General features: G+C 69.8%; 28 protein-coding genes. 8 read left to right on the plus strand and 20 right to left on the minus strand.

All coding sequences use genetic code 11. The features are described 5' to 3' along the window. The first annotated feature begins 38 nt into the window (after positions 1–38). From mce to ACBI99_RS34135, 3 genes are all read left to right on the plus strand, one after another. Entirely contained in the window at positions 39–461 is a 423-nt protein-coding gene (gene mce / locus ACBI99_RS34125) for a methylmalonyl-CoA epimerase (protein WP_219505802.1), read from the plus strand. Positions 462–653: 192 nt separating this feature from the next. Next, a complete protein-coding gene (locus ACBI99_RS34130; RefSeq protein ID WP_219505812.1) occupies positions 654–1,952 on the plus strand; it encodes a DivIVA domain-containing protein in 1,299 nt (432 codons plus the stop codon). 125 nt (positions 1,953–2,077) lie between these two features. Then, on the plus strand, positions 2,078–3,187 hold the full coding sequence (locus tag ACBI99_RS34135) for an AI-2E family transporter (RefSeq protein WP_219505814.1): 1,110 nt from the start codon (positions 2,078–2,080) through the stop codon (positions 3,185–3,187). On the opposite strand, the gene ACBI99_RS34140 is transcribed toward ACBI99_RS34135, so the two are convergent. From ACBI99_RS34140 to ACBI99_RS34160, 5 genes are all read right to left on the minus strand, one after another. Further along, entirely contained in the window at positions 3,147–3,941 is a 795-nt protein-coding gene (locus tag ACBI99_RS34140) for an alpha/beta fold hydrolase (RefSeq protein WP_375074333.1), read from the minus strand. The two genes, ACBI99_RS34135 and ACBI99_RS34140, sit on opposite strands and share 41 nt — an antisense overlap. A 75-nt stretch (positions 3,942–4,016) precedes the next feature. Beyond that, positions 4,017–4,775 carry an SDR family NAD(P)-dependent oxidoreductase gene (locus ACBI99_RS34145; protein WP_375074334.1) on the minus strand — a complete coding sequence of 253 codons (759 nt, stop codon included), beginning with the start codon at positions 4,773–4,775 and terminating at the stop codon, positions 4,017–4,019. 40 nt (positions 4,776–4,815) lie between these two features. After that, complete coding sequence (locus tag ACBI99_RS34150) at positions 4,816–5,520, minus strand: alpha/beta hydrolase (RefSeq protein ID WP_219505820.1); 705 nt, start codon at positions 5,518–5,520, stop codon at positions 4,816–4,818. A 10-nt stretch (positions 5,521–5,530) separates the two neighbouring features. Then, positions 5,531–5,821, minus strand: coding sequence for an ATP/GTP-binding protein (locus ACBI99_RS34155; protein ID WP_219505822.1), 291 nt, complete (start codon positions 5,819–5,821; stop codon positions 5,531–5,533). Beyond that, positions 5,818–7,266 carry a 3-hydroxyacyl-CoA dehydrogenase gene (locus tag ACBI99_RS34160; protein ID WP_375074335.1) on the minus strand — a complete coding sequence of 483 codons (1,449 nt, stop codon included), beginning with the start codon at positions 7,264–7,266 and terminating at the stop codon, positions 5,818–5,820. The genes ACBI99_RS34155 and ACBI99_RS34160 overlap by 4 nt, the downstream gene beginning before the upstream one ends. 36 nt (positions 7,267–7,302) lie before the next feature. Here ACBI99_RS34160 and nucS point away from each other — a divergent pair, with 36 nt between their 5' ends. From nucS to ACBI99_RS34180, 4 genes are all read left to right on the plus strand, one after another. Beyond that, positions 7,303–7,965, plus strand: coding sequence for an endonuclease NucS (gene nucS, locus ACBI99_RS34165; protein ID WP_219505826.1), 663 nt, complete (start codon positions 7,303–7,305; stop codon positions 7,963–7,965). Positions 7,966–7,997: 32 nt separating this feature from the next. Next, the gene (locus ACBI99_RS34170; RefSeq protein ID WP_357591287.1) at positions 7,998–9,470 is read left to right on the plus strand and encodes an aldehyde dehydrogenase family protein; all 1,473 of its coding nucleotides are present in this window, start codon (positions 7,998–8,000) and stop codon (positions 9,468–9,470) included. 142 nt (positions 9,471–9,612) lie between these two features. Then, positions 9,613–10,155 carry a TetR/AcrR family transcriptional regulator gene (locus tag ACBI99_RS34175; protein ID WP_246645039.1) on the plus strand — a complete coding sequence of 181 codons (543 nt, stop codon included), beginning with the start codon at positions 9,613–9,615 and terminating at the stop codon, positions 10,153–10,155. A 177-nt stretch (positions 10,156–10,332) separates the two neighbouring features. Then, positions 10,333–11,289 carry a hypothetical protein gene (locus ACBI99_RS34180; RefSeq protein WP_375074336.1) on the plus strand — a complete coding sequence of 319 codons (957 nt, stop codon included), beginning with the start codon at positions 10,333–10,335 and terminating at the stop codon, positions 11,287–11,289. A gap of 46 nt (positions 11,290–11,335) precedes the next feature. On the opposite strand, the gene ACBI99_RS34185 is transcribed toward ACBI99_RS34180, so the two are convergent. Genes ACBI99_RS34185 through ACBI99_RS34200 form a run of 4 tightly spaced genes read right to left on the minus strand, consistent with a single transcriptional unit; the run spans position 11,336 to position 14,869 of the window. Continuing rightward, positions 11,336–11,653, minus strand: a complete 318-nt coding sequence (locus ACBI99_RS34185) for an STAS domain-containing protein (RefSeq protein WP_219505833.1) — start codon at positions 11,651–11,653, stop codon at positions 11,336–11,338. Between the two features lie 50 nt (positions 11,654–11,703). Next, positions 11,704–12,867: a histidine kinase gene (locus tag ACBI99_RS34190; protein WP_357591290.1), complete on the minus strand. Its 1,164-nt coding sequence runs from the start codon at positions 12,865–12,867 to the stop codon at positions 11,704–11,706. Continuing rightward, positions 12,867–13,967, minus strand: coding sequence for an ABC transporter permease (locus ACBI99_RS34195; RefSeq protein ID WP_357591307.1), 1,101 nt, complete (start codon positions 13,965–13,967; stop codon positions 12,867–12,869). The genes ACBI99_RS34190 and ACBI99_RS34195 overlap by 1 nt, the downstream gene beginning before the upstream one ends. A 5-nt stretch (positions 13,968–13,972) precedes the next feature. Further along, positions 13,973–14,869, minus strand: a complete 897-nt coding sequence (locus ACBI99_RS34200; protein ID WP_375074337.1) for an ABC transporter ATP-binding protein — start codon at positions 14,867–14,869, stop codon at positions 13,973–13,975. Between the two features lie 127 nt (positions 14,870–14,996). Here ACBI99_RS34200 and ACBI99_RS34205 point away from each other — a divergent pair, with 127 nt between their 5' ends. Beyond that, positions 14,997–15,587: a cob(I)yrinic acid a,c-diamide adenosyltransferase gene (locus tag ACBI99_RS34205; RefSeq protein ID WP_219505849.1), complete on the plus strand. Its 591-nt coding sequence runs from the start codon at positions 14,997–14,999 to the stop codon at positions 15,585–15,587. Between the two features lie 13 nt (positions 15,588–15,600). On the opposite strand, the gene ACBI99_RS34210 is transcribed toward ACBI99_RS34205, so the two are convergent. The 11 genes from ACBI99_RS34210 to ACBI99_RS34260 form a co-directional block, all read right to left on the minus strand. Beyond that, positions 15,601–15,978: a DUF2550 domain-containing protein gene (locus ACBI99_RS34210; RefSeq protein ID WP_219505851.1), complete on the minus strand. Its 378-nt coding sequence runs from the start codon at positions 15,976–15,978 to the stop codon at positions 15,601–15,603. A gap of 27 nt (positions 15,979–16,005) precedes the next feature. After that, positions 16,006–16,407 (minus strand): F0F1 ATP synthase subunit epsilon, encoded by a 402-nt coding sequence (locus ACBI99_RS34215; RefSeq protein ID WP_049561059.1) that lies wholly within the window; start codon positions 16,405–16,407, stop codon positions 16,006–16,008. A gap of 66 nt (positions 16,408–16,473) precedes the next feature. After that, a complete protein-coding gene (gene atpD, locus ACBI99_RS34220; protein ID WP_219505866.1) occupies positions 16,474–17,922 on the minus strand; it encodes a F0F1 ATP synthase subunit beta in 1,449 nt (482 codons plus the stop codon). Between the two features lies 1 nt (position 17,923). Beyond that, the gene (locus ACBI99_RS34225) at positions 17,924–18,826 is read right to left on the minus strand and encodes a F0F1 ATP synthase subunit gamma (protein ID WP_219505868.1); all 903 of its coding nucleotides are present in this window, start codon (positions 18,824–18,826) and stop codon (positions 17,924–17,926) included. Between the two features lie 3 nt (positions 18,827–18,829). Beyond that, a complete protein-coding gene (gene atpA / locus ACBI99_RS34230; RefSeq protein WP_219505869.1) occupies positions 18,830–20,479 on the minus strand; it encodes a F0F1 ATP synthase subunit alpha in 1,650 nt (549 codons plus the stop codon). Positions 20,480–20,502: 23 nt separating this feature from the next. Next, the gene (locus ACBI99_RS34235) at positions 20,503–21,312 is read right to left on the minus strand and encodes a F0F1 ATP synthase subunit delta (protein WP_219505870.1); all 810 of its coding nucleotides are present in this window, start codon (positions 21,310–21,312) and stop codon (positions 20,503–20,505) included. Further along, positions 21,312–21,863, minus strand: coding sequence for a F0F1 ATP synthase subunit B (locus ACBI99_RS34240; protein ID WP_219505872.1), 552 nt, complete (start codon positions 21,861–21,863; stop codon positions 21,312–21,314). The genes ACBI99_RS34235 and ACBI99_RS34240 overlap by 1 nt, the downstream gene beginning before the upstream one ends. 28 nt (positions 21,864–21,891) lie before the next feature. After that, on the minus strand, positions 21,892–22,125 hold the full coding sequence (atpE, locus tag ACBI99_RS34245) for an ATP synthase F0 subunit C (RefSeq protein ID WP_049561045.1): 234 nt from the start codon (positions 22,123–22,125) through the stop codon (positions 21,892–21,894). A gap of 71 nt (positions 22,126–22,196) precedes the next feature. Further along, on the minus strand, positions 22,197–22,991 hold the full coding sequence (gene atpB / locus ACBI99_RS34250; RefSeq protein WP_219505873.1) for a F0F1 ATP synthase subunit A: 795 nt from the start codon (positions 22,989–22,991) through the stop codon (positions 22,197–22,199). A 67-nt stretch (positions 22,992–23,058) separates the two neighbouring features. Then, a complete protein-coding gene (locus ACBI99_RS34255) occupies positions 23,059–23,274 on the minus strand; it encodes an AtpZ/AtpI family protein (protein ID WP_246645040.1) in 216 nt (71 codons plus the stop codon). A 67-nt stretch (positions 23,275–23,341) separates the two neighbouring features. Next, entirely contained in the window at positions 23,342–23,761 is a 420-nt protein-coding gene (locus ACBI99_RS34260; protein ID WP_219505875.1) for a hypothetical protein, read from the minus strand. Positions 23,762–23,825: the final 64 nt, after the last annotated feature.

Below are 23,825 nucleotides of genomic sequence, written 5' to 3' on the forward strand. Positions count from 1 at the left end.
ACGCATCGCCGGGTGTCCGCTATGGAGGTTGGCCACACATGTTCATGCGTATCGACCACATCGGGATCGCCTGTCACGACCTCGAGGAGAAGATCCGGCTGTTCGCCGAGACGTTCGAGCTGACCGTCGTGGCGCGGGAGGTCAACGAGGAGCAGGGCGTCAAGGAGGCCATGCTGCACGTCGCCGACGGCGAGGGCGGAGGCTCCTACATCCAGCTGCTGGAGCCGCTCTCGCCCGATTCGCCGGTCGGGAAATTCCTGGCCAAGCGGGGCGAGGGAGTGCACCACGTGGCGTTCGGGGTTCCGGACGTCGCCGAGGCGATGGGTAAGATCGGTAACAGGGGCGTCCGGTTGCTCGACGAGCGTCCCAGGCACGGCTCGATGGGGTCGCAGATCGCGTTCCTGCACCCCAAGGATGTTGGAGGAATGCTCACGGAGTTGGTTCAGGCGACTAGGCCCTAGCTAACGCAAAAATCGTTCATTTGTAACTAGTCACGCAGAAACCTGGACGGGGCTTCGCACGCGGCAAGTGCGGAGTACGCTGGCTTTCCACCGGACGAGGAGCCTGCCGCGAGGCACAGGCTCCTGGCTCGGGTGCCCCGAACCCCCCGTCCGGCCCGTGTAGCCGTCTCGACAACCCAGGATCGAGCCTCCATGCAGTCCGACATCGACGCCCAGCTCAACAACTTCTTCGAGGATGCCCCAGCCCGCGAGTTCGACGTCGTGCTCCGCGGTTATGACCGGCACCAGGTGCACGATCATCTGAAGCAGCTCGACGCCGAGTTGCGGCAGGCCCGCGAGCAGGTCTCCGGCCTGCAGCGCGATCTGTCCGACTCCCAGCGCCAGCTCCAGGAGCAGGAGCGTCCCACCTACTCCGGTCTGGGCGCGCGCATCGAGCAGCTCTTGCGGCTGGCCGAGGAGCAGGCCACCGAGCTCGTGCAGGCGGCCAGGGCGGAGGCCAACGAGATCAAGGCCGCCGCCAAGGTGGAGGCCGCCGATCTGCGGGCCGCCGCCGAGGCCGAGGCGGCCGACAAGCGGGCGCAGGCCACTCGCGAGAGCGAGGAGATGCGCACCAGCGCCGAGCGGGATGCCGAGGAGATCCGTTCGACGGCCCGCCGGGAGGCCGACGAGCTGACCGCCACGACGGAGCGGGAGGTCGCCAAGCTGCGCGCGACCGCCGACCACGAGGTGGCGGAGAAGCGGGCCGACGCCGAGCGCGAGATCGCCAAGCTGCGCACGACCACGGAGCGGGAGGTCGCGCAGCTGCGCGCCTCGACCAAGCGTGAGCGTGACGAGGTGCTGACCACCGCCAAGCGTCAGGCCGACGAGATGCGCGCGCAGGCACAGCGCGTGCTGGAGGAGTCGGAGGCCAAGCGGGCGCAGGACGAGGCGGAGTTCGAGATCCAGCTGGCGTCGCGCCGCGAGGAGGCGGAGCGCCAGGAGGCCGAGCGCCACGCCACCACGCAGGCGGCGACGCAGAAGCTGGTCGCGGAGGCCGAGCAGCGCGCCGCGACGGCGGAGTCCCGGGCCACGAAGGCGACGCAGCAGGCTGACCAGACCCGCCGCGAGGCCGATCTGCACGCCAAGCAGCTGGTCGCCAACGCCCGTAAGAGCTCGGAGCAGATCGTCGCCGACGCCAAGAGCAGCGCCGAGACGATCGTCACCGAGGCCAAGAACGAGGCCGAGCGCACCCGCACGTCGATGCAGCGTCAGGTCGACGAGCTGACCCGGCAGCGTGACAGCATCACCAGCCACCTGGCCCAGCTCCGTCAGCTCCTGGGCGGCGCGGCCCTGCCGGGCCTGGAGCCGGAGCCCGCGGTCACCGCGGCCCCGCCGAAGCCGGCGATCGCCGCTCCGGCGCCCGACCCGGTCGAGGAGCGTCCGGCCCCGGCTCCAGTGACGGCCAAGGCGGAGACCAAGTCCGAGGACGACGCCGAGTGGTGGCAGGAGTAGCCACGACGAGCTGACATGGGCGACATGCACGGGGGCTGATCTGGCAGCCGGAGAGAGCCTGGCGACCGCGAAGGTCGCTAGGCTCTCTTTCTGTTCACGCCCCCGCCTCCGCAGGAGCCCGCCCGGTGACGACTGACGTCGAGTCCCCGAAGCCCGCCGCCGACGACAGTCCGCCGGCGCCGCCACCGCCGCCGTACGGGCTGCCGGGCAAGCCGCTGGCCCGGGGGCCGTTCCTGTTCGGGCTGGTGGGCGGGCTGGGGGTGCTGACGGCGATCGGGCTGGCGCAGATGGTCGTCAGCTCGCTGAGCACGATCATCCTGGTGATCGTGGCGATGTTCCTGGCGGTGGGGCTCAACCCGGCGGTGGAGGCGTTGCAGCGGCGCGGGATGGCCAGGCGGTGGGCGATCTCGATCGTGTTCGCGGCGGTGATCGTGGCGTTCACGCTGTTCGGGCTGGCGGTGGTGCCGCCGGTCAGCCAGCAGTTGTCCGATTTCGTCCAGGCGGTGCCGGGGTATGTCGCCGAGTTGCGGGCGCATCCGACGGTGCGGGCGCTGGAGGCCGACTATCAGATCCTGCAGCAGCTCGCCTCGTTCGTGACGGGCACGCTGGCGGCGTCGCTGGCGAGCGGGGTCGTGGGCGCGGGGCTGGTGGTGCTCGACGGGCTGTTCACGACGGTGACGCTGCTGGTGCTCATGCTCTACTTCCTGGGCTCGCTGCACACGATCAAGGCGTATCTGCTCAAGCTGGTGCCGGCGTCGCGGCGGGAGCGCACGAGCGCGATCAGCGAGCAGATTCTCGCGGGAATCGGCGGTTACGTGGCGGGCAACGTGCTCATCTCGGTGATCGCGGGCGTGATCACGTGGATCTTCCTGTCGATCGCCGGGGTCGAGTACGCGCTGGCGCTGTCGTTGATCGTGGCGCTGACCGACCTGATCCCGCTGGTGGGCGCCACGATCGGGGCCGTGGTGGTGACGAGCGTGGCGTTGCTCGGCTCGGTGCCCGCCGGCATCGCGTGCGCGATCTTCTTCCTGATCTACCAGCAGGTGGAGAACTATCTGATCTACCCGCGGATCATGAAGCAGTCGGTGAACGTGACGCCGGCGGTGACGGTGATCGCCGCGCTGTTCGGCGGGGCGCTGCTGGGGATCGTGGGCGCGTTGCTGGCGATCCCGGTGGCGGCGGCGATTGCGCTGATCATTCGCGAGGTCGTGATCCCGAGGCAAGCTCGGAGCTGAGGAAGCGCTCGACCGCCGCGTTGAACGCCTCGGGCTGCTCGACGGCGGTCAGGTGGCCGGCCTTGGGGATGACCTCGACGCGGCTGTCGGGCACGGCCCTGGCCATGGCCTCGCCTTCGGGCAGCGGCGCGAGCTCGTCCTCCTCGCCGACGAGCACGAGCGTCGGCACCTTGAGCGCGCCGAGCGTGTCGAAGGAGTCGGGCCGGGCGGCCATCGCCCGCTGGGCCCAGGCGACGGCCGGGGGCGGGGCCGACTGCACGAGGCCCTTGACGCGCCCGAACACCATCGCCCTGCGCTGGCGGGTGGTGGGCCCGATGAGGGTGGGCAGCACGTCGGTGACGAGCACGTCGTTGCCGTCGGCGAGGACGGCCTGGGCGATGCGCTCGCGGTTGTCGCGGACGGGCTCGGTGTCGGGCCCGGCCTTGGTGCTGGCCAGGATGACGCCGAGCAGCCGGTCGGGGTGGCGGCGGCAGAAGGCCATCGTGACGTAGCCGCCCATCGACAGTCCGCCGACCACGGCCCGGTCGATGCCTTCGGCGTCGAGCACGCGGGCGACGTCGTCGGCCATCACCTCGACCGACGGCTCGTCGTCGCCGAGGCGTGATCCGCCGAAGCCGCGCAGGTCGGGGGTGATGACGCGGCAGGAGCCGGCCAGCCCTTCCCGTTGCGCCAGCCACATGGCCGACGAGAGCGGGAACGCGTGGAGCAGGACGACCGGGAGCCCGGTCCCGGCTGATCTCGTGTAGAGCTGCACTCACACAAGGTAGCCTCGTTCCCCGCGACAATCACTCCGCCCGATAGACCGATATACCGGATTTACCTGACCGGTTTACGCGGCTGTCGCGCCACCGTCGACGAACAGCACCTGTCCGGTCACGTACGCGCTGGCCGGGGCGGCGAGGAAGACGGCGGGCTGGGCCATCTCCTCGGGGGTCCCCCAGCGCCGCATCGGCACGCCCGCCACCGTGGCCTGGTTGCTGGCCTCGTCCTCCCACAGGTTGCGGTTGAGGTCGGTGGCGGTCCAGCCGGGGCACAGCGCGTTGACCCGCACCCCGGCCTGCGCCCATTCGAGCGCGAGCGTCTTGGTGAGCGCGACCAGCCCGGCCTTCGCGGCGGCGTACGGGGCCAGGAAGGGGGCGCCGAGCGCGGCGACGGAGGCGACGTTGATGACGGACCCGCTGCCGCGCCCGAGCAGGTGGGGCGCGACGGCGTGGCAGACGGCCATGGCGGAGTCGAGGTTGAGCCGCATGATCTTGTCCCAGCCTGACAGCCGCAGGTCCTTGAACTCGACGAGGAAGTTGGAGCCGCCCGCGTTGTTGACCACGACGTCGAGGTGGCCGAGCCCGTCGACGGCCCGGGTGACGGCCTCGCCGGCCGCCTCCCTGCTGGTCAGGTCGGCGGGGATGACGACGGCCCGCCGGCCGTGCGCCTCGACCTCCTTGGCCACCTCGGCCAGCGACTCGGCGTTGCGTGAGACCAGCGCCACGTCCGCGCCCGCCTCGGCGTAGGCGAGCGCGATGGCCTTGCCGATCCCCTTGGACGCCCCGGTGACCAGGGCCTTCTTACCGTCGAGGGCAAACGCGCCCATCGTGCCTCCTCGCTCGGGACCGAACAAGATTCTAGCGCGGTCAGACCTCGGTCGGCAGGGGGTACGCCTCCGGCACGACGCGCCGGACGATCTCGTTCAGGACGACGCGCACGTACGGCTCGCCCACCCACAGGTGCTTGGCCCCGTCGACGCCGACGACCTCCGCCTGCGGCACCCGGGCGAAGCGCCGCCTGGCCTCCTCCGGACGCAGGTAGTCGTCGAACTCCGGCACCAGCGCCACCAGCGGCCGGCCGAACGCCGCCCAGGCGTCGAGGTCGTCGTCGGTGGCCCTGTGGAGCGGCGGGGAGAGCAGGATCGCGCCCTCCACCAGCGGGTCGTGCGCCCACTTGAGCGCCAGCTCGCTGCCGAACGACCAGCCGACCACCCACACGCGCGGCAGGTCGTGATACTCGGCGTACTCCAGCGCCGCGGCCACGTCGAACCGCTCGCCCTCGCCGCCGTCGAACGCGCCCTGGGAGGTGCCGCGCTCGGACGAGGTGCCGCGCGTGTTGAAGCGCAGCACCGCCATCCCGGCCAGGGCGGGCAGCCGGTTGGCGGCCTTCTTGTACACGTGGCTGTCCATGAACCCGCCGTGCGTGGGCAGCGGATGCAACGTCACCAGCGTCGCCACGGGGGGGCGGTCCTCGGGCTGGGCCAGCTCGCCGACCAGGGTCAGGCCGTCGCCGGTGTGCAGCTCGATCGGCTCCCGCCGGGCGGGCAGCACGCTCGCCGCGCGAATCTCCACGTCGTTCCTCTCAGTAGCGGCTGCGGCCGGGGCCGCGGTCACGTCTCTTACGCCAGCACACCGTGTGCCAGTGGCGGCGCTCCTCGTCGCCGCCCGTCCAGTTGGGCCAGGTCACCAGGTGCGGCTGGCCGGTGCGGATCTCCTGGTCGCAGCCGGGACAGCGGTAGTTCTTGGCCGAGGAGGCGCCGCTGAGCGCGCGCACCTTCCACTCCCCGTCGGGCCACTCCTCCACCCGGTCGGTGGCGCTGGGGAAGGCGATCGGCCGGGTGGACTCCTTGCGGCGGGCGCGGCGCGGGCTCATGGCCGGGGAAAAGCGCGCACGCCGGCGGTGACGAGCTGGTCGAGCAGCGGCGCGGGGGCGTAGGCGGGCTCGCGGTACTCGGCGTAGAGGGCGCGCAGCCCGTCGCGCACCACGGCCAGGCCGATCGTCTCCAGCGTCTCGAACGGCCCCGCCGGGTAGCCGCAGCCCAGCTTCATGGCGGTGTCGATGTCGCCGATGGAGGCGTAGCCCGACTCGTACATGCGCACGGCGTCGTTGAGGTAGGGGTAGAGCAGCGCGTCGGTGACGAAGCCGGCCCGGTCGCGGCAGGCGACGGGCGTCAGCCCGATCACCTTCATCAGGTCGCGGGCGCAGCGCGCGGCCTCCGGCGAGGTGAGGATGGTGGCGGCGAGCTCGGCGACGCGGTCGCCGACGACGCGCACGCCGACAAGCTTGGCCGGGTCGCGCAGCTGGACGGCGTGCTCGATCACCGGCCGGTCGGCGGCCCGCAGGATCACCTCGGGCTCGTCGGAGGACTTGAAGCCCGCCGCGCGCAGCCGCTCGCCGATCCCGGCGGGGTCGGGCCCGTCGACGCCGAAGGTGATCACCGACGACTTCTCGGGCTCGCGGCGCATCGGCTCGTCGCCGTGGAAGCCGCGCCCGGTCTTGCGGCCGAGCAGCCGGGCGGCGACGAGCTCGCGCAGCAGCGGCGCGGGGGCGTGCCGCCGGTCGCGGGTCTCGTCGAACAGCACCCCCATCACCTCGTACGCGGTGTCGAGGCCGATGAGGTCGAGCAGCTGGAAGGGGCCCATCGGCAGCCCGGCGCCGCGGGTCATGGCGGCGTCGATGTCGTCGCGCCCCGCCACGCACTGCTCCAGCAGCACGGCGGCGTGGTTGAGGTAGGGCAGCAGGAGCCGGTTGACCACGAACCCGGCGCGGTCGCCGACGGACACCGGGGTCTTGCCCAGCCGGGCGGCCAGCTCGGCGATCTCGGCGGGCAGCCCGTCGTCGGTCACGACGGTGCCGACGACCTCGACGAGCTTCATGACCGGTGCCGGGTTGAAGAAGTGCAGGCCCACGACCCGGCCCGGCCTGCCGGTGGCGGCGGCCAGCGCGGTGACCGGGAGCGAGGAGGTGTTGGTGGCCAGCACCGTTTGCGGCTTGCAGATCCGGTCGAGGTCGCGGAACAGGCCGATCTTGTGGTCGAGGATCTCCGGGATCGCCTCGACGACCAGGTCGGCGTCACGCAGGTCCTCGCGTGAGGTGGTCAGCGTGATCAGGCCGAGGATCCGGTCCCGGCCGGGGCCGTCGAGCCTGCCTCTGTCGACCGCCCGTTGCGTCGATCTCTCCAGGTGGCCGCGCCCCCTGGCCAGGGCGTCGGCGTCGGCCTCGACGCCGATCACCCGCAGCCCGGCCCGTGCGAACACCTCCGCGATCCCGGCCCCCATCGTGCCGAGCCCGACCACTCCCACCATTTCGAACGCCATACCTGTAGTTTTCCAGAGCCGATAGGGTTGCCAGTCATGCGGCTGGTCATCGCGCGATGCAGCGTGGATTACATCGGACGGCTCACGGCACACCTGCCGATGGCGCCGAGGCTCGTTCTCATCAAGGCTGACGGCAGCGTGTCCATTCACGCCGACGACCGCGCCTTCAAGCCGCTCAACTGGATGAATCCGCCGTGCAAGCTCAAGGAGGACGACGGCACCTGGACCGTCACCCACGGCAAGACCGGCGAGAAGCTGGTCCTGACGATGGCGGAGATCCTGCACGACTCCAGCCACGAGCTGGGCGTCGACCCTGGCCTGATCAAGGACGGCGTCGAGGCGCACCTCCAGGAGCTGCTGGCCGAGCACATCACCACGCTGGGCGAGGGCTATTCGCTGATCCGGCGCGAGTACATGACGGCCATCGGCCCGGTCGACATCCTGTGCCGTGACGGCGGCGGCGCCACGGTGGCGGTGGAGATCAAGCGCCGCGGTGAGATCGACGGCGTCGAGCAGCTCACCCGCTATCTGGAGCTGCTCAACCGCGATCCGCTGCTGTCGCCGGTGCGGGGCGTGTTCGCCGCGCAGGAGATCAAGCCGCAGGCGCGGGTGCTGGCGGCCGACCGCGGCATCGACTGCGTGACGCTCGACTACGACGCCCTGCGCGGCATCGAGCCGGAGAACCCCACGCTCTTCTAGTAAGTACTGATTTACCGGTCTATCGTGACGCCATGACGACGCTCACGTTCGACTCGCTCAACCCGGCCACCGGCGCGGTCGTCGGCAGCCATCCCAACCAGGACGCCGAGGCGGTCGGCGCGGCCGTGGCGCGGGCGGAGACGGCCGCCGCCTGGTGGGGCGGGCTGGGTCACGCCGGGCGCCGGCGGCGGCTGCTCGACGCCAAGGCGGTCGTCACCCGCCACCTGCGGGAGCTGGCCGCCCTGGTGCACGAGGAGACGGGCAAGCCGGTCGGCGACGCCACGCTGGAGATCGTGCTGGCCATCACGCACCTCGACTGGGCGGCCAGGCACGCCGAGAAGGTGCTGCGCAGGCGGCGCGTCGCGACCGGCATGATCGGCGTCAACCTGGCGGCCAGCCTCGAGTACCTGCCGCTGGGCGTCGTCGGCGTGATCGGGCCGTGGAACTATCCGGTCTTCACGCCGATGGGCTCGATCGCCTACGCGCTGGCGGCGGGCAACGCGGTCGTGTTCAAGCCGAGCGAGCTCACGCCGGGCGTCGGCGTGCGGATGGCGGAGCTGGTCGCCGAGGCGGTGCCGGAGCACCCGATCTTCCAGACGGTGACCGGCCTGGGCGAGACCGGCGCGGCGCTGGCCCGCGACCCGCGGGTCAAGAAGGTCGCGTTCACCGGCTCGACGGCGACGGCCAAGCGCGTCATGGCGGCCTGCGCCGAGAACCTGACGCCGGTGGTGATCGAGTGCGGGGGCAAGGACGCGTTCATCGTCGACGCCGACGCCGACCTGGAGGCCGCCGCCGACGCGTGCCTGTGGGGCGCGCTGTCCAACGCCGGGCAGACGTGCGTGGGCGTCGAGCGGGTGTACGTGGTCGACGCGGTCTACGAGCCGTTCATGCGCGAGCTGTCGCAGCGGGCCGCCTCGGTCCGGGCGGGCGAGCACTACGGGCCGATCACCATGCCGGGCCAGCTCGACGTCATCAGGCGGCACATCGACGAGGCCGCCAAGTCGGGCACGGTGGTCACCGGCGGGCCGGACTCGGTGCGGGCGCCGTTCGTCGACCCGGTGATCGTGGCGGACGTGCCGGAGGACTCCCCCGCCGTCCGCGAGGAGACGTTCGGGCCGACGATCACCGTACGGCGCACCCGTGACGTGCACGAGGCGCTGGAGCTGGCCAACGCCTCGGCGTACGGGCTGGCGGGCACGGTGTTCTCGCGCAACAGGCGCCGGGCGATGGAGCTGGCCCGCGCGATGCGGACCGGGATGACGGCCGTCAACTCGGTCATCTCGTTCGCCGGAGTGCCCGCGCTGCCGTTCGGCGGGGTGGGAGACTCGGGGTTCGGGCGCATCCACGGCGCCGACGGGCTGCGCGAGTTCGCCCGGCCCAAGGCGGTCTCCCGTCAGCGGTTCGCGCTGCCGGGGATGAACCTGACCTCGTTCACCAGAGGCGAGCAAGAGCTTGAGCGGCTGATCAGACTTGTCACGTTCTTGCACGGCCGACGTAAGAGATAATCTTCATACTCTTTCCCTAATGCGATCATCCATCCATAATTGTGTGCTCGGGGGCCACGATCATGCGGACGGGTGGAATGTGAACCGGTCTTACCGGGGAATGTCGGCTGAGCAAAGGCTGGCGGACAGACGCGAGCGGCTGATGACAGCCGCCTACACGCTATACGCGAAACCAGGTTTCACGGTCACGACGATCGAAAGGCTGTGCTCGGAGGCGCGGATCTCCAACCGCGCCTTCTATGAATGTTTCAGCAGCCAGGAGGAACTCCTTCAGGTCCTCCACGAGCGGTGCGTGGAGGAAAGCCTGGCCGTCGTGGCCAAAGCGTTACAAGATGCGCCTAACACACTCGACGGGCGGATCAAAGCGGGGATACGGGCATATATCGAGTTCGCTACTGCTGACTGGCGCCGGGCCCGCATCATGCACGTCGAGGTGCGCCGGAGCGGCGACATCCTCTCGGCGTCCCGGCAGCGCGCCATCGACTCCTTCGCCCGCCTCGTGGAGGACGCCTCGGCCGAATTCCCGGCGGCCATCGTGGCGAATCGGCGCCTGGTGGCGCTCGGCGTAATTGGGGCGCTTCAGGAGCTACTCATCGAATGGCTCCTGGCAGAGGATCCGCCCGAGATCGACGAACTGGTGGCCGTGGCCGTGCACATCTTCGGCCGGTCGCTCGGAGCGTCGTGATGATTTGATTACGCACCGTGGTTTCATGGCCGAGTGATACGCGGGATTATCGGCATTTTCCTTATAGCGACGACCACCTCCTGCGCCGGACAAGTCCGGCAAATCAGCACACCTAGCGAGCCGCCCGGGGAAAAGGCCGTCCAGGAGACGGCCACCCGGCGCGATTGGTGCGAAAGCGTGCGCTGCAGTCTCGCCGACGGCGAACGGCCACCCCAGTTCGTGGTCATCTCCTTCGACGGTGCCGGGGTGGGCAACGGCTGGTTCCGCGCCTTCCGCGAGTCCGCGGCCCGCAACCGGGCCACCCTGACGTTCTTCCTGTCCGGCGTCTACCTCCTGCCCTCCGACCACCGCCGCCTCTACCGTCCCCCCGGCCACCGGCGCGGCAGCTCCGACATCGGCTTCCAGCGGCCCGCCCGGATGCGGCTGCAGGCCCGCGAGCTGACCGCCGCCTGGAACGCCGGCCACGAGATCGGCACCCACTTCAACGGCCACTTCTGCGGCAGCCGCGGCGTCAACTCCTGGTCGGCCGCCGACTGGCGCAGCGAGATCCGCCAGTTCCACCGCTTCGTCACCGACTGGCGGCGCAACTCCGGCCTGACGCACCTGCCCGACCTGCCGTTCCGGGTCCGCGAGGCCGTCCGCGGCGGCCGTACCCCCTGCCTGCAAGGTGACCGGCAGGCGATGTTCCGGGCCTTCCGCTCGTACGGGTGGCGCTACGACGCGTCGGGCACCGGCGTGGCGGCCTGGCCGCGCAAGCGGGCGGGCCTGTGGCAGTTCCCGCTGCCGGGCATCGACGTGGGCGGCCGGCAGGTGCTCGCCATGGACTACAACCTCTACGCGGTGCAGAGCGGCGCCAGGCCCGGCCCGCGGCGGCTACGGGACCGCTGGGAGCGGCAGGCGGGCCGCGCCTACGAGCGCGCCGTGGAGCGCTCGCTGCGCACCGACCGGGCCCCGGTGTTCATCGGCCACCACTTCGCGAGCTGGAACGGCGGCATCTACCAGCGGGCGCTGCTCGGGCTGATGGACCGGGTCTGCACCCGGCAGGAGGTGCGCTGCGTGTCGTTCGAGCAGCTCGCCGACTGGCTGGACGCCCAGACGCCGGCCACGCTGGCCAGGCTGCGGGGCAGGACCTGAAGGGAGCGGGCGGCGGCTGATCGCCACCCGGTCCGATATGTGTCGCTCAGGCCACCGCGGCGTGCGTCACCTCGACGTGGAGCACCCGATTCAGCCGGGTCACCGCAAGTATCCGCATGATCCGCGGGGGCACCCCCCGAAGGACGAGGCGGCGTTGCGCGCTCAGCGCGAGCCGATGCGTGCCCACGAGCACTCCGAGACCGGTGGCGTCGATCATCTCCAGCTTGGAGAGGTCGAGGATCAGGTCGCCCTCGCCGGAGTCGACGGCCTCGTGCAGCATCGTCCGCACGCCCGCCGACGTCCCCGCGTCGAGCCGCTGACCGGTCCGCACCACCTGTGCCTTCGGATTGCCCCGGACGCGCATGCCACCTCCTCAGAACAACGTGCGCCGGGGCGAACCCCGACATCTTCCCACTACCCAGCAATCGGCAACGACACGACCGCTCGCAGCAGAAAGTGCCCGTCGTCGACCGGACCGGCCGTCAGCGTGCCCCGCACGGCGCCCACCCGCTCGGCCAGCCCCGAAAGGCCGCTGCCCAGCTCGTCGCCGCTGCGGCCGGTCGCCCCGTCGTTGCGGACCCGCACCTCCGCCTCCTCATCGGTGAACCGGATGAGGATGTCGCAGAAGGTGGCCGTGCTGTGCTTGAGCACGTTGGTCACCGCCTCGCGGACGACGTAGGCGAACACCGGCGCCACGCCTTCGGGCAGCTCGCGGTGGGGCAGGCGCGTCTCGCAGCGCACCCCCGCCGCTTCCAGGACCCCTTTCACGCTATTCAGCTCCGCGCCCAAGTCAAGCTCGCGGTAGCCGCGCACGGCCTGCCGCAGCTCCTTCAGCGCCTTCCTGGTGAGCGCGTGGACCTCGGTCATCTCCGCCTTGGCCGCCCCGGTGTCGGCGTCGGCCAGGCGCACCGCCAGCTCGGTCTTGACCGCGATGGCCGAGAGCTGGTGGCCGACCAGGTCGTGCAGGTCGCGGGAGAAGCGCAGCCGCTCCTCGGCGAGCGCGAGCCGTGTGTGCGCCTCCTTGCCCTCGCTGGCCTGGACGGCGAGCTGCCAGATCCACATCCACACCCGGTTCGTCCACGGGAACGCCACGCAGAACAGCCCGTAGATGAAGACCAGGTACGCCACGACGGGGCCGGCGGTCACGTCACGCAGGAGCAGGACGTCCGGGTCCAGCAGGTAGTTGCCCAGGCCCAGCAGCACCCCGGCGGCCATCGTGCCCACCGCCATGACCGTGGCGGTGCGGACCCGTACGCCGATCGCCGCCACCGACAGCCAGGCCGCCAGCGTGAACCCCCAGCTCATCGGGTCGGCCCCGCCGGCGCTCGCGGTCACCAGCGCGAGCACCCCGGCGATCGTGACCTCCCGCCGGGCGTAGCGGTCGCGCAGCACGGCCGAGACGGCCCGGTGGTAGTACCAGGTGAACGCCGTCACCGCGATCAGCCCGGGCACGACGCGCTGCCAGTGGACGTCCTCGGCGTGCAGGAACAGCCGCCCGATGATGAACAGCCACAGCATCACCACGATGGAGGCCATCATGTGCAGCGTGTGGCGCCGGGCCCGATCGATCGGATTCATCACTTGGCGCGCAGCACTTCACCCAGCTTGACCCGGGCGCCGGTCCGCAGCACGGCCCGCTCATACACCTTGGCCCCGAAGGACAGCGTGGCGAGCACGGCGACGATCATCAGCGCGGCCGAGGCCCCGACCTCCCACAGCGGCACCTCGGTGGCGGCCATCCGCACCGGCATCACCATGGAGGAGAACGGCGGGACGAACGACACGATCGTGGCCAGCGTGCCGGTCGGGTCGCTGGTGGCGTAGAAGGCCACGAAGTAGGCGGCCATGATGAGCATGGTCAGCGGCGACATCACGTTGCCGACCTCCTCCTGGCGGGAGACCAGCGAGGCCAGGGCGGCGGCGAGCGTGGCGAAGAAGGCGTAGCCGAGCACGAACCAGACCAGCACGCCCGCCACGATGCCCGCCATGCCCGGCGGGAAGTCGGCGGCGAAGCCGGAGGCGAACGAGGCGGCGAGGCCGACCACGAGGATCGTGCCCAGGTTGATCAGGCCGAGCACGCCCAGCCCGATGATCTTGCCGCCGAGGAGCTGCCACGGCCGGATCGAGCTGAGCAGGATCTCCACGATCCGGCTGCCCTTCTCCTCGACCACGCCCATGGCGACCATCATGGTCTGTCCGATGATCAACATGAAGAGCACCAGCACGAGCACCACGGCGATTCCGGTGCGGGCGGCCTCGTAGCGGGTGTCGGCGCCGACCGACTGCATCTGCAGCGGCGGGATCGACACCCCGGCCGCGCCCAGCTTGACCTCGCGGTTCGTGCTCTGCATGAGCACGCCGAGCTCGGTCTCGATCTCGCCGTCGGTGATGACCTTGACGCCGTCGATGAGCGCGGCGTCCACGTCTCCGGCGAGCACCGCCTCCTTGGCGGCCTCCTCGTCCGGGAACGCACGCCACTCGAACGTGGCGTCCGGCGCCGCCTGCGCCAGCGGGAGCTGCTGGGAGTTGACCGTGCCCACGGTGTAGGAGTCGGGGCGGTCGAGCAGCTTGGGGGCGAAGGCCAGCGCGCCGACCAGCACCGCGGTGATCAGCAGGCTGATCTTGAAGGCCCGCGTCCTGACCTGGGTGCCGATCTCGCGCCTGGCCACCAGCATCATGCCGTTCACGCCACGGCCTCCTTGAAGATCTCGGTGAGGGTCGGCTGCTCGACGCCGAAGTGCTCCACGTGCCCGGCCTTGAGTGCGCGGCGCAGGATCTCCTGGTCGTCGCCGCCGGCGACGAGCAGGGTGTGGCGGTCGCCGGTCACGCTGAGCTCGCCCGGCAGGCCGTCGGCCCAGCCCGGCGTCGCGCTGCGCACCACGACCCGCAGCGTGCCGCCCTCGGCGGCGCGCAGGTCGCCGACCGTGCCGCTGGCCACCATCCGGCCGGCCGACACGATGCCGACCGAGTCGCACAGCCGCTCGACCAGTTCGAGCTGGTGACTGGAGAAGATGACGGGGACGCCGCCGCGGCAGCGCTCCTGAAGGGCCGTGGCCAGCGTCTCGACCGCGATCGGGTCGAGCCCGGAGAACGGCTCGTCGAGGATCAGCACCTCGGGGTCGTGCACCAGCGCGACGGCGAGCTGCACGCGCTGCTGGTTGCCCAGCGACAGCGACTCCACCGAGTCGTTCCTGCGCTCGGTCAGGCCCAGCCGCTCCAGCAGGTCGTCGGTGGCCTTCTTGGCCGCCGGCGCGCTCAGGCCGTGGAGCTGGCCGAAGTACTCGATCTGCTCGCCGGCGCGCATCTTCTGGTAGAGGCCGCGCTCCTCCGGCATGTAGCCGAACCGCTGCCGCTCGCCGTAGCCCAGCGGCTTGCCCTGCCAGCTCACCGAACCGGAGTCGGCCTTCAGGACCCCCATGACGATCCGCATCGTCGTCGTCTTGCCGGCGCCGTTCGCGCCGACGAACCCGAACATCTCCCCCGGCCGGACCGTGAAGCCGATCCCGTCCAAGGCGAGCTTGCCCTCGGTCGCCCCGGGGGCCGCGGCGAAGCGCTTGCGCAGTTCGCTGATCTCGAGCATCAGGTTCTCTCCTTCGTCATGCACCAATCGTCCCGTAACAGGCGTTAGCCCTGGTAGGTGCTGAAATCAGGAGCCTGGCATGCGCTACGCGTCCGTTCCGGATGACATTTGTCATTACGCTGGGCTCATGACGCGCGCAGACAAGGACAAGCCGGTCGTCCTCTCCCGCATCTACACCCGCACCGGAGACGACGGCACGACATCGCTCAGCGACATGAGCCGCACGTCCAAGACCGATCCGCGACTGGCCGCCTACGCGGACGTGGAAGAGGCCAACGCCCACCTCGGGCTGGCCCTCGCGCACGGCACCCTGCCCGCCGACCTCGTGGAAGTGCTGGTACGGGTCCAGAACGAGCTGTTCGACCTCGGCGCCGACCTCGCCACCCCGGTCACGGCCGACCCCGAGTTCCCGCCGCTGCGCGTCGAGCAGTCCTACATCGACCGGCTCGAAGAGCAGTGCGACCACTTCAACGCCCGGCTCAAGCCGCTGCGCAGCTTCATCCTGCCCGGCGGCGACCCCGCCACCGCGAGCCTGCACGTCGCCCGCGTCACCGTACGCCGGGCCGAACGCACCACGTGGGCGGCCCTGCACACCCACGACGACATGAACCCGCTGACCGCGACTTACCTCAACCGGCTGTCGGACCTGCTGTTCATCCTGTGCCGGATCGCCCACGCGGGCGACGAGATCCTCTGGAAGCCCGGCGGCACCCGCTGATCAAGCCCGCTGATCAGGCGACGTCCAGGTAAGCGCTCGGCGGCGCCGACTCCAGCCAGGCCAGGAAACCGGTCAGCGCGTCGGCGCTCATCGCCAGCGACAGGTCACGGGTGGAGCCGGAGCAGTCGACCGCGTACAGGCCGCCGTCGATCTCCCTGCGCTGGGAAACGACGAGGCCGCGCCTCGCGATCGCGTGGCGCGGCCTCAGTCGCACACCCATGAGCGGAATCCAGTGGAGCTCTCCGTCGGCGTAGCGCGCTACGCCGCTCTGCCAGGCTCCCTGCCCGACACGCAGCCGGCAGGGTACGCTCCCCCGGCGCGCGAGCATGAAGTAACGCACGACCGCCAGAGCGGCGGCAAGCAGCGCACAGATCACCAAAGTCTCGACCATGCCTGCCGCCCCCTAGCGCTCGTAATATCAGACCTCTTCGCCCGCCGCGCGCAGCCGGGCCCTGGCCCGCTTCGCCTCGATGGCCGCGTCAGCGTCCTCCTGGTTGGCCTCGATCGAGGCCTGGGCCCGGTCGAGAGCGTCACGGGCAGCCGCGACGTCGACCTCGGAACCGAGCTCGGCCACCTCGGCGAGCACGGAGACCTCGTCGTCGGCCACGGAGATGAAACCGCCGTGGACCGCGGCGACCAGGTCGTCCTGGCCCTCCCGCTTCACCTTCAGCACGCCGCCCTCGACGAGGACGCCGAGCACGGGTGCGTGTTGCGGCATAATACCGATCTCGCCGTCCACGGTCTTGGCAATCACCATGTCGGCCTCGCCCGACCAGATCTCACGCTCGGGTGAGACAACCCCTACGCGTAGCTTCGCCACTTGTGTAGGTTCCTTTCCGATCAGGTGGTGGCCCGGCCGCAACCGCGCCACCACCGGTAGGGCGACTTAGCGACGCTCGAGTTCCTTGGCCTTGGCCACGGCCTGCTCGATGCCGCCGACCATGAAGAACGCCTGCTCGGGCAGGTGGTCGTACTCACCCGCGCAGAGGCCCTTGAAGGAGGCGATGGTCTCGTCCAGCGGCACGGTCTCGCCCGGCTGGCCGGTGAAGGCCTCGGCCGCGTACATCGGGTGCGACAGGAAGCGCTCGATGCGGCGGGCCCGCTGGACGGTGACCTTGTCCTCCTCGGAGAGCTCGTCGATACCGAGGATGGCGATGATGTCCTGGAGCTCGCGGTACTTCTGCAGGATCCGCTTGGTCTCCTGGGCCACCCGGTAGTGCTCCTCGCCGACGATCTGCGGGTCGAGGATCCGGGAGGAGGAGTCGAGCGGGTCCACCGCGGGGTAGATGCCCTTCTCCGAGATCGGCCGCGAAAGCACGGTCTGCGCGTCGAGGTGCGCGAACGCGTTGTGCGGGGCCGGGTCGGTGATGTCGTCGGCGGGCACGTAGATCGCCTGCATGGAGGTGATCGAGTGACCGCGCGTCGAGGTGATGCGCTCCTGGAGCACACCCATCTCGTCGGCCAGCGTCGGCTGGTAGCCCACCGCGGACGGCATACGGCCGAGCAGCGTGGACACCTCGGAACCGGCCTGCGTGAAGCGGAAGATGTTGTCGATGAACAGGAGCACGTCCTGTCCCTGAACATCGCGGAAGTACTCCGCCATGGTCAGCGCCGACAGCGCCACCCGCAGACGGGTGCCCGGCGGCTCGTCCATCTGACCGAAGACGAGCGCGGTGTCCTTGAGGACGTCCGCCTCCTCCATCTCCAGCCAGAGGTCGTTGCCCTCACGGGTGCGCTCACCCACGCCGGCGAAGCACGAGGTGCCACCGAAGTTACGGGCGACGCGGCGGATCATCTCCTGGATCAGAACGGTCTTGCCGACGCCCGCGCCGCCGAACAGACCGATCTTGCCACCCTGCACGTACGGGGTGAGCAGGTCGATGACCTTGATGCCGGTGACCAGCAGCTCCGTGCGGGACTCGAGCTGGTCGAAGGCCGGCGACGGACGGTGGATGCCCCACCGCTCCTCGATCTTGAGCGAGGAGGTCGGCACGTCCAGCGTCTCGCCCAGCGCGTTCCACACGTGGCCCTTGACGACGTCGCCGACGGGCACCGAGATCGGCGCGCCGGTGTCGAGCACCGCCTGGCCGCGGACCATGCCGTCGGTCGGCTGCATCGAGATGGCCCGGACGAGGTTGTCACCCAGGTGCTGGGCGACCTCGAGGGTCAGGGTCTTGGTCTCGCCGCCGAGGGTCACCTCGACCTTGAGCGCGTTGTAGATCTCGGGCATCCCCTCGACGGGGAACTCCACGTCAACGACGGCGCCGGTGACGCGGGCCACGCGGCCAGTGCCGGCCGCGGGGGTTTCTACAGTTTCAACAGCCTCTGCAGTCATTTCACTCTTTCCCCGCTGCGGCGTCAGCGAGCGCGTTGGCGCCACCGACGATCTCGCTGATTTCCTGGGTGATCTCGGCCTGACGAGCCTGGTTCATCTGCTGGGTCAGCATCCGCATCAGCTCGTTGGCGTTGTCGGTGGCCGACTTCATCGCGCGCCGCCGCGCGGCCTCCTCGGAGGCCGCCGACTGCAGCAGCGCGGTGAAGATGCGCGACTCCACGTAACGCGGCAGCAGCGTCTCCAGCACGTCGCCCGCCGTGGGCTCGAACTCGAAGTACGGCGGGATCGTGGTGGACTCCGTCGCCTCGGTCTCCTCGACCTCCAGCGGCAGGATCCGCCTGACCACGACGTTCTGCGTCAGCATCGAGACGAACTCGGTCGAGACGATGTGGATCTCGTCGATCCCGTTGTCGTCCTTGAAGGAGTCGATCAGCGTGTTGGCGATCTCCTTGGCGTCGGCGTAAGCCGGGTTCCTGGAGAAACCGACCCACTGCCCGCCCATCTCCCGCTGGCGGAAGGAGTGCCAGGTGACACCCTTGCGCCCGGTGACGAACGGGACGACGCTGAGGCCGCGGCCCTCCAGCAGCCCGCGCAGGGCCTCGGCCTCGCGCAGGACGTTGGCGTTGAAGCCGCCACAGAACCCGCTGTCGCTGGTGACGATGAGGACGCCCGCCTTGGCGGGGTTCTCCTTCGCCACGGTCAGCGGATGGTCGACGCTGGCCGCGTTGCTGACGACGCCGGTGACGGCGCGAGTGATCTCACGCTCGTACGGCAGCGCCGCCTGCATCCGCATCTGCGCCTTCACGATCCGCGAAGAGGCGATGAGCTCCTGGGCGCGCGTGATCTTCGCGGTCGACTTGACCGAGCTGATCCGCCGCCGCAGCAGCCTTAGCTGGGCACCCATGTCCTACTTCTCCGCCGCCGGACGGACGACCTTCTTGATCTTCTCCTGGCCGACCTCGTCGGCACCGAGCGGCGCCACCGGCTCGTCCTTGACCAGCAGCTCACCCGAGGAGGTGGTGAAGCCCTTCTTGAACTCCACGATCGCGTCCTTGAGCACGGTCACCGCGTCGTCGGACAGCTCGTTGGTCTCCCGGATGCCGTCGAAGACACCCTTGTGGGAGGAGCCGAGGTAGTCGAGGAACTCACCCTCGAAGCGGCGCACGTCCTCGACCGGCACCTCGTCGAGCTCACCGGTGGTGCCGGCCCACACCGACACGACCTGCTTCTCGACCGGGAACGGCGAGTACTGCGGCTGCTTGAGCAGCTCGACCAGGCGCTGACCGCGGTCGAGCTGGGCCCGGGACGCGGCGTCCAGGTCGGAGGCAAAGGCCGCGAACGCCTCCAGGTCGCGGTACTGCGACAGGGAGAGCTTGAGCGTGCCGGCCACCTTGCGCATGGCCTTGACCTGCGCCGAACCACCGACTCGCGAGACAGAGATACCGACGTTGATCGCGGGACGGACACCCGCGTTGAACAGGTCGGTCTCCAGGAAGCACTGGCCGTCGGTGATGGAGATGACGTTGGTCGGGATGAACGCCGAGACGTCGTTGCCCTTCGTCTCGATGATCGGCAGACCGGTCATCGAGCCGCCGCCCATGTCGTTGGAGAGCTTCGCGCAGCGCTCCAGCAGGCGGGAGTGGAGGTAGAACACGTCGCCGGGGAAGGCCTCACGGCCCGGCGGGCGACGCAGCAGCAGGGACACGGCGCGGTAGGCGTCGGCCTGCTTGGTCAGGTCGTCGAAGACGATGAGAACGTGCTTGCCCTGGTACATCCAGTGCTGGCCGATGGCCGAGCCGGTGTAGGGGGCGAGGTACTTGTAGCCGGCCGGGTCGGAGGCGGGGGCGGCGACGATGGTCGTGTACTCGAGCGCGCCGGCCTCCTCCAGCCGCGCCTTGACCTGCGCGATGGTCGAGCCCTTCTGGCCGACGGCGACGTAGACGCAGCGGACCTGCTTCTCCGGGTCGCCCGACAGCCAGCCCTCGCGCTGGTTGAGGATGGTGTCGACCGCGATCGCGGTCTTGCCGGTGCCACGGTCGCCGATGATCAGCTGACGCTGGCCGCGGCCGATCGGCGTCATGGCGTCGATGGCCTTGATGCCGGTCTGCAGCGGCTGCTTCACCGGCTGCCGCTGGACGACCGACGGGGCCTGGAGCTCAAGGGCGCGCAGGCCCTCGGACTCGATGGCGCCCTTGCCGTCCAGGGGGTTGCCCAGGGGGTCGACCACGCGGCCGAGGAAGGCGTCACCGACGGGCACGGACAGGACCTCGCCCGTCCGGCGGACCGTCTGGCCCTCCTCGATGCCGCTGAACTCGCCCAGGACCACGGCACCGATCTCACGGGTGTCGAGGTTCAGTGCCAGGCCGCGCGTGCCGTTCTCGAACTCGAGCAGCTCGTTCGCCATCGCCGAGGGAAGGCCGGAGACATGGGCGATGCCGTCGCCGGCGTCGACGACGGTCCCGATCTCCTCGCGCGCGGCGCCTTCCGGTTCGTACGCCTGGACGAAGCGCTCAAGCGCGTCCCGGATCTCGTCCGGCCGGATCGTAAGCTCCGCCATCTCTACTCTGTCTCCCTCTTCGCCTAGCCGGCCAACCGGCGGCGGACTTCTTCGATTCGTCCCACGATTGTGGTGTCGATGATCTCGTCGCCGATGCGGACCGAGAACCCACCGAGCACTCGCTTGTCCACCTCGACATTCAGGTGCACGTCTCGGCCGTAGGAGGAGCGCAGCCAGGCGGCGAGCCGCTGCTTCTGCGTCTCCGTCAGCTCGACGGCACTGCGCACGACCGCCACGAGACGCTGGCGCTGCTCGGCCACAAGGCGGCCGAACTCCTCCAGCCCCGTCTCCAGGCTACGTCCTCGCGGATGCACTGCCACCTGCGCGATGAGCCGCTGGGTGGTCGGTGCTGCCTTGCCGCCGAGCAGACCCGCGAGCAGCTCGCGCTTGCCCGCCTCGGGGGCGGCGGCGTCGGCGAGCGCCCGGCGCAGGTCCGGGTTGGCGGCGACGATGCGGCCGAAGCGGAAGAGCTCGTCCTCCACCTCGTCCAGCTTGCGCTGACCCTCCGCCTCGGCGGCGGCGGCGACCACGCCCAGGCGCTCCAGCACGTCGGCCAGGTCGCCGGCACGCGACCACCTGGCCGAGACGGCGGCCTCGGTCGTGGCGACCGTGGCCTCGCTGACCTTGCCCTGGAGCAGCGCGCGGGCCGTGGCGGCCTTCTGCTCGCCGGCCCGGGACTGGTCGGACAGGGCGCGACGCAGGCCGTGCTCGCGGTCGAGCAGATCCGCGACAGCGAACAGCTCGTCGGAGAGCGCGCCGAGGTCGGCACTACCGGCGACCGCGTTGAAGCGCTCCTCGACCTCTGCCAGCGAAGTCCTGCTCAAGCCCCTCATTAACGCACCGCCTGCGCGTTGGAGCTCTCCAGCTCGTCGAGGAACCGGTCGACGATGCGGCTCTGCCGCGACTCGTCCTCCAGGGACTCGCCGACGATGCGGCCGGCGAGCTCGGTCGACAGGCGACCGACCTCGTTGCGGAGCTGGGCGAACGCCGCCTGCCGGTCGGCCTCGATCTGGGCGTGCGCCGCCTCGACGAGACGGCGGGCCTCGGCCTGCGCCTCCTCGCGGAGCTCAGCCTTGATCTGCGCCGCCTGCTCGCGAGCCTCCTCGCGCAGCCGGGCCGCGTCACGCCTGGCCTCTTCGAGCTGCTCGGCGTACTGCTGCTGCAGGACCTGGGCCTGGGCCTGGGCCTCTTCCGCCCTCTTGATGCCGCCTTCGATGGCGTCGGTGCGCTCGGCCAGCGTCTTCTGCACACGCGGGACGAGGATCTTTCCGACGACCAGGACGACGACGAAGAACGCGAAGACGCCGACGACGAGCTCGTAAGTGTGCGGCATGAGAGGGTTGGCGCCCTCCTCCGCAACGATGAGCTTAGCTGCCGTGATCATGGTTGCAGCCTTTCGTCAGAGGGGATGATCAGGCGATGCCCTGGAAAATGAACGGGGCGACCAGACCGATCAGGGCGAGGGCCTCGGTGAGGACGAAGCCGAGGAGCATGTTCTGGCGGATCAGGCCGTAGGCCTCGGGCTGACGCGCGATGGCCTGCACGCCCTGACCGAAGATGATGCCGACGCCGATGCCGGGGCCGATGGCGGCGAGACCGTAACCGATGGCGGTGACGTTGCCGGAGACCTCAGCGAGAACGCTCATTGCTGTTTTCCTTTACTGGACGGCCGGTGATTCGGAATTTCACCGGTCTGGACTAATCCGGTCTGTGGTTCTCAGTGATCCGCGTGCAGCGAGCTGCCGATGTACATCGCGGCCAGCATCGCGAACAGGAACGCCTGCAGGTACATGATGAACATCTCCAGGCCCGTGAGCAGGATGGTCATCACCACCCCGATGACGCCGATGGGGGCGCCGAGCGGGGTCAGCTTCTCGAAGAGGAACCAGAAGCCCACCATGCTGAAGAAGGCCAGCAGCATGTGGCCCGCGAACATGTTGGCGAACAGTCGCACCGCGTGCGTGAAGGGCGCGATGATCATGTTCGACAGGAACTCGATCGGGGCCAGCAGGAAGTAGATCGGCTTCGGCAGTCCCGGCGGGAACATCATGTTCTTGAAGTAGCCGATGCCGCCCTGGTGCTTGATGCCCAGGTAGATCTTGAGGATGTAGATGGTTGCCGCGAGCACGATCGGGAAGGCGATGTGCGAGGCGACCGGGAACTGGAGGACCGGGACGACGCCCAGGAGGTTCCAGACCAGCACCAGGAAGAAGATCGAGACCAGCAGGCCCATCCACCGGTCGGCGTCCTTGCCCAGGAAGGGCCGGGCGACCTGGTCGCGGACGAACATGTAGCCGAGCTCGACGACGTTCTGCATGCCCCGGGGCACCAGCTTCGGGCTGGCGAAGGCCGCCCAGCAGATGCCGATCACCAGGACCGAGCTGAAAAGGGCGAGGAGCACCGGCTTGGTGAACCATTCGACCCCGGGAATGATCGGGGGCAGAGTGAACAGCTCGTCAGGCGTAGGCGCCCCGAACTCTCCCGGAGGTGCTAGGACCGTCAGCGCACTCACGCGGCGTTCCCTTCAACGTCGTAGTGGATCACAGAAGTTTCCTCGGAGATGCGGTCGCGCCGTACGGCTAGCGACCGTGTCTCCGGTAGACCGCGTAGCCGGCGAGCGAGACCCCCAGGACGATGCCTATGGGGAAGAACGCGGACATGTCGAGCCAGCGGTCCAACAGCCACCCGAGTCCGCCGTAGACTGCCATCCCGGCGAGGAGGTAGCTGGGGACCGACCACATGGCGTCGGAGAAGTCCCGACCGTCGGTTTCCGGTCGGCGTTCCTGTTGGCTCATCGCGGCCCTGACGATAGCAGGCGAGCAGAGGACTAGTCATATCGGACCCCGCGTTTTACCAGGCTCATCAGTCGCCCTGCCCGGGGACCTTGGCGTCGGGGTCGACATAGAGCATCTTCGTCTTCATGAAGGCGCGGACTTCGAAGGCGGTCCAGACGACGGTGCCGGCCACGACGGTCCAGGCGAACGCCTGCGTGTTCCACAGCGTGGTGTCACGGAAAGTGACCAGCATCACCATGATGACGATGACTTTGACGAGGTAGCTGACCATCGCGGCGATGGCCATCATCTGCGGAGAGACGCGCGCCGCGTAGGCGACGGCCACCACGCTGATGCTGAAGAAGACGCCGACGAGCAGAACGCCGAGCAGTGCGCCGAGGGCGCCGCCGCCGCCCGCCACCAGAAGGCTCACGACCACGGCCACCGCCCCTACCCCGAGGGTGGGAATCGCGGCGCTTTTGAGTACGCGCACGTCGTTGGCCTGCATCGGAGCTCCATCAACGAGTTATCAAGCGAGCGTTTGCTACCCCCAGAACATTCGCGTTTGGGGG

This window comes from Nonomuraea sp. ATR24 (genome assembly GCF_041950485.1).
Lineage (GTDB): Bacteria > Actinomycetota > Actinomycetes > Streptosporangiales > Streptosporangiaceae > Nonomuraea > Nonomuraea ceibae.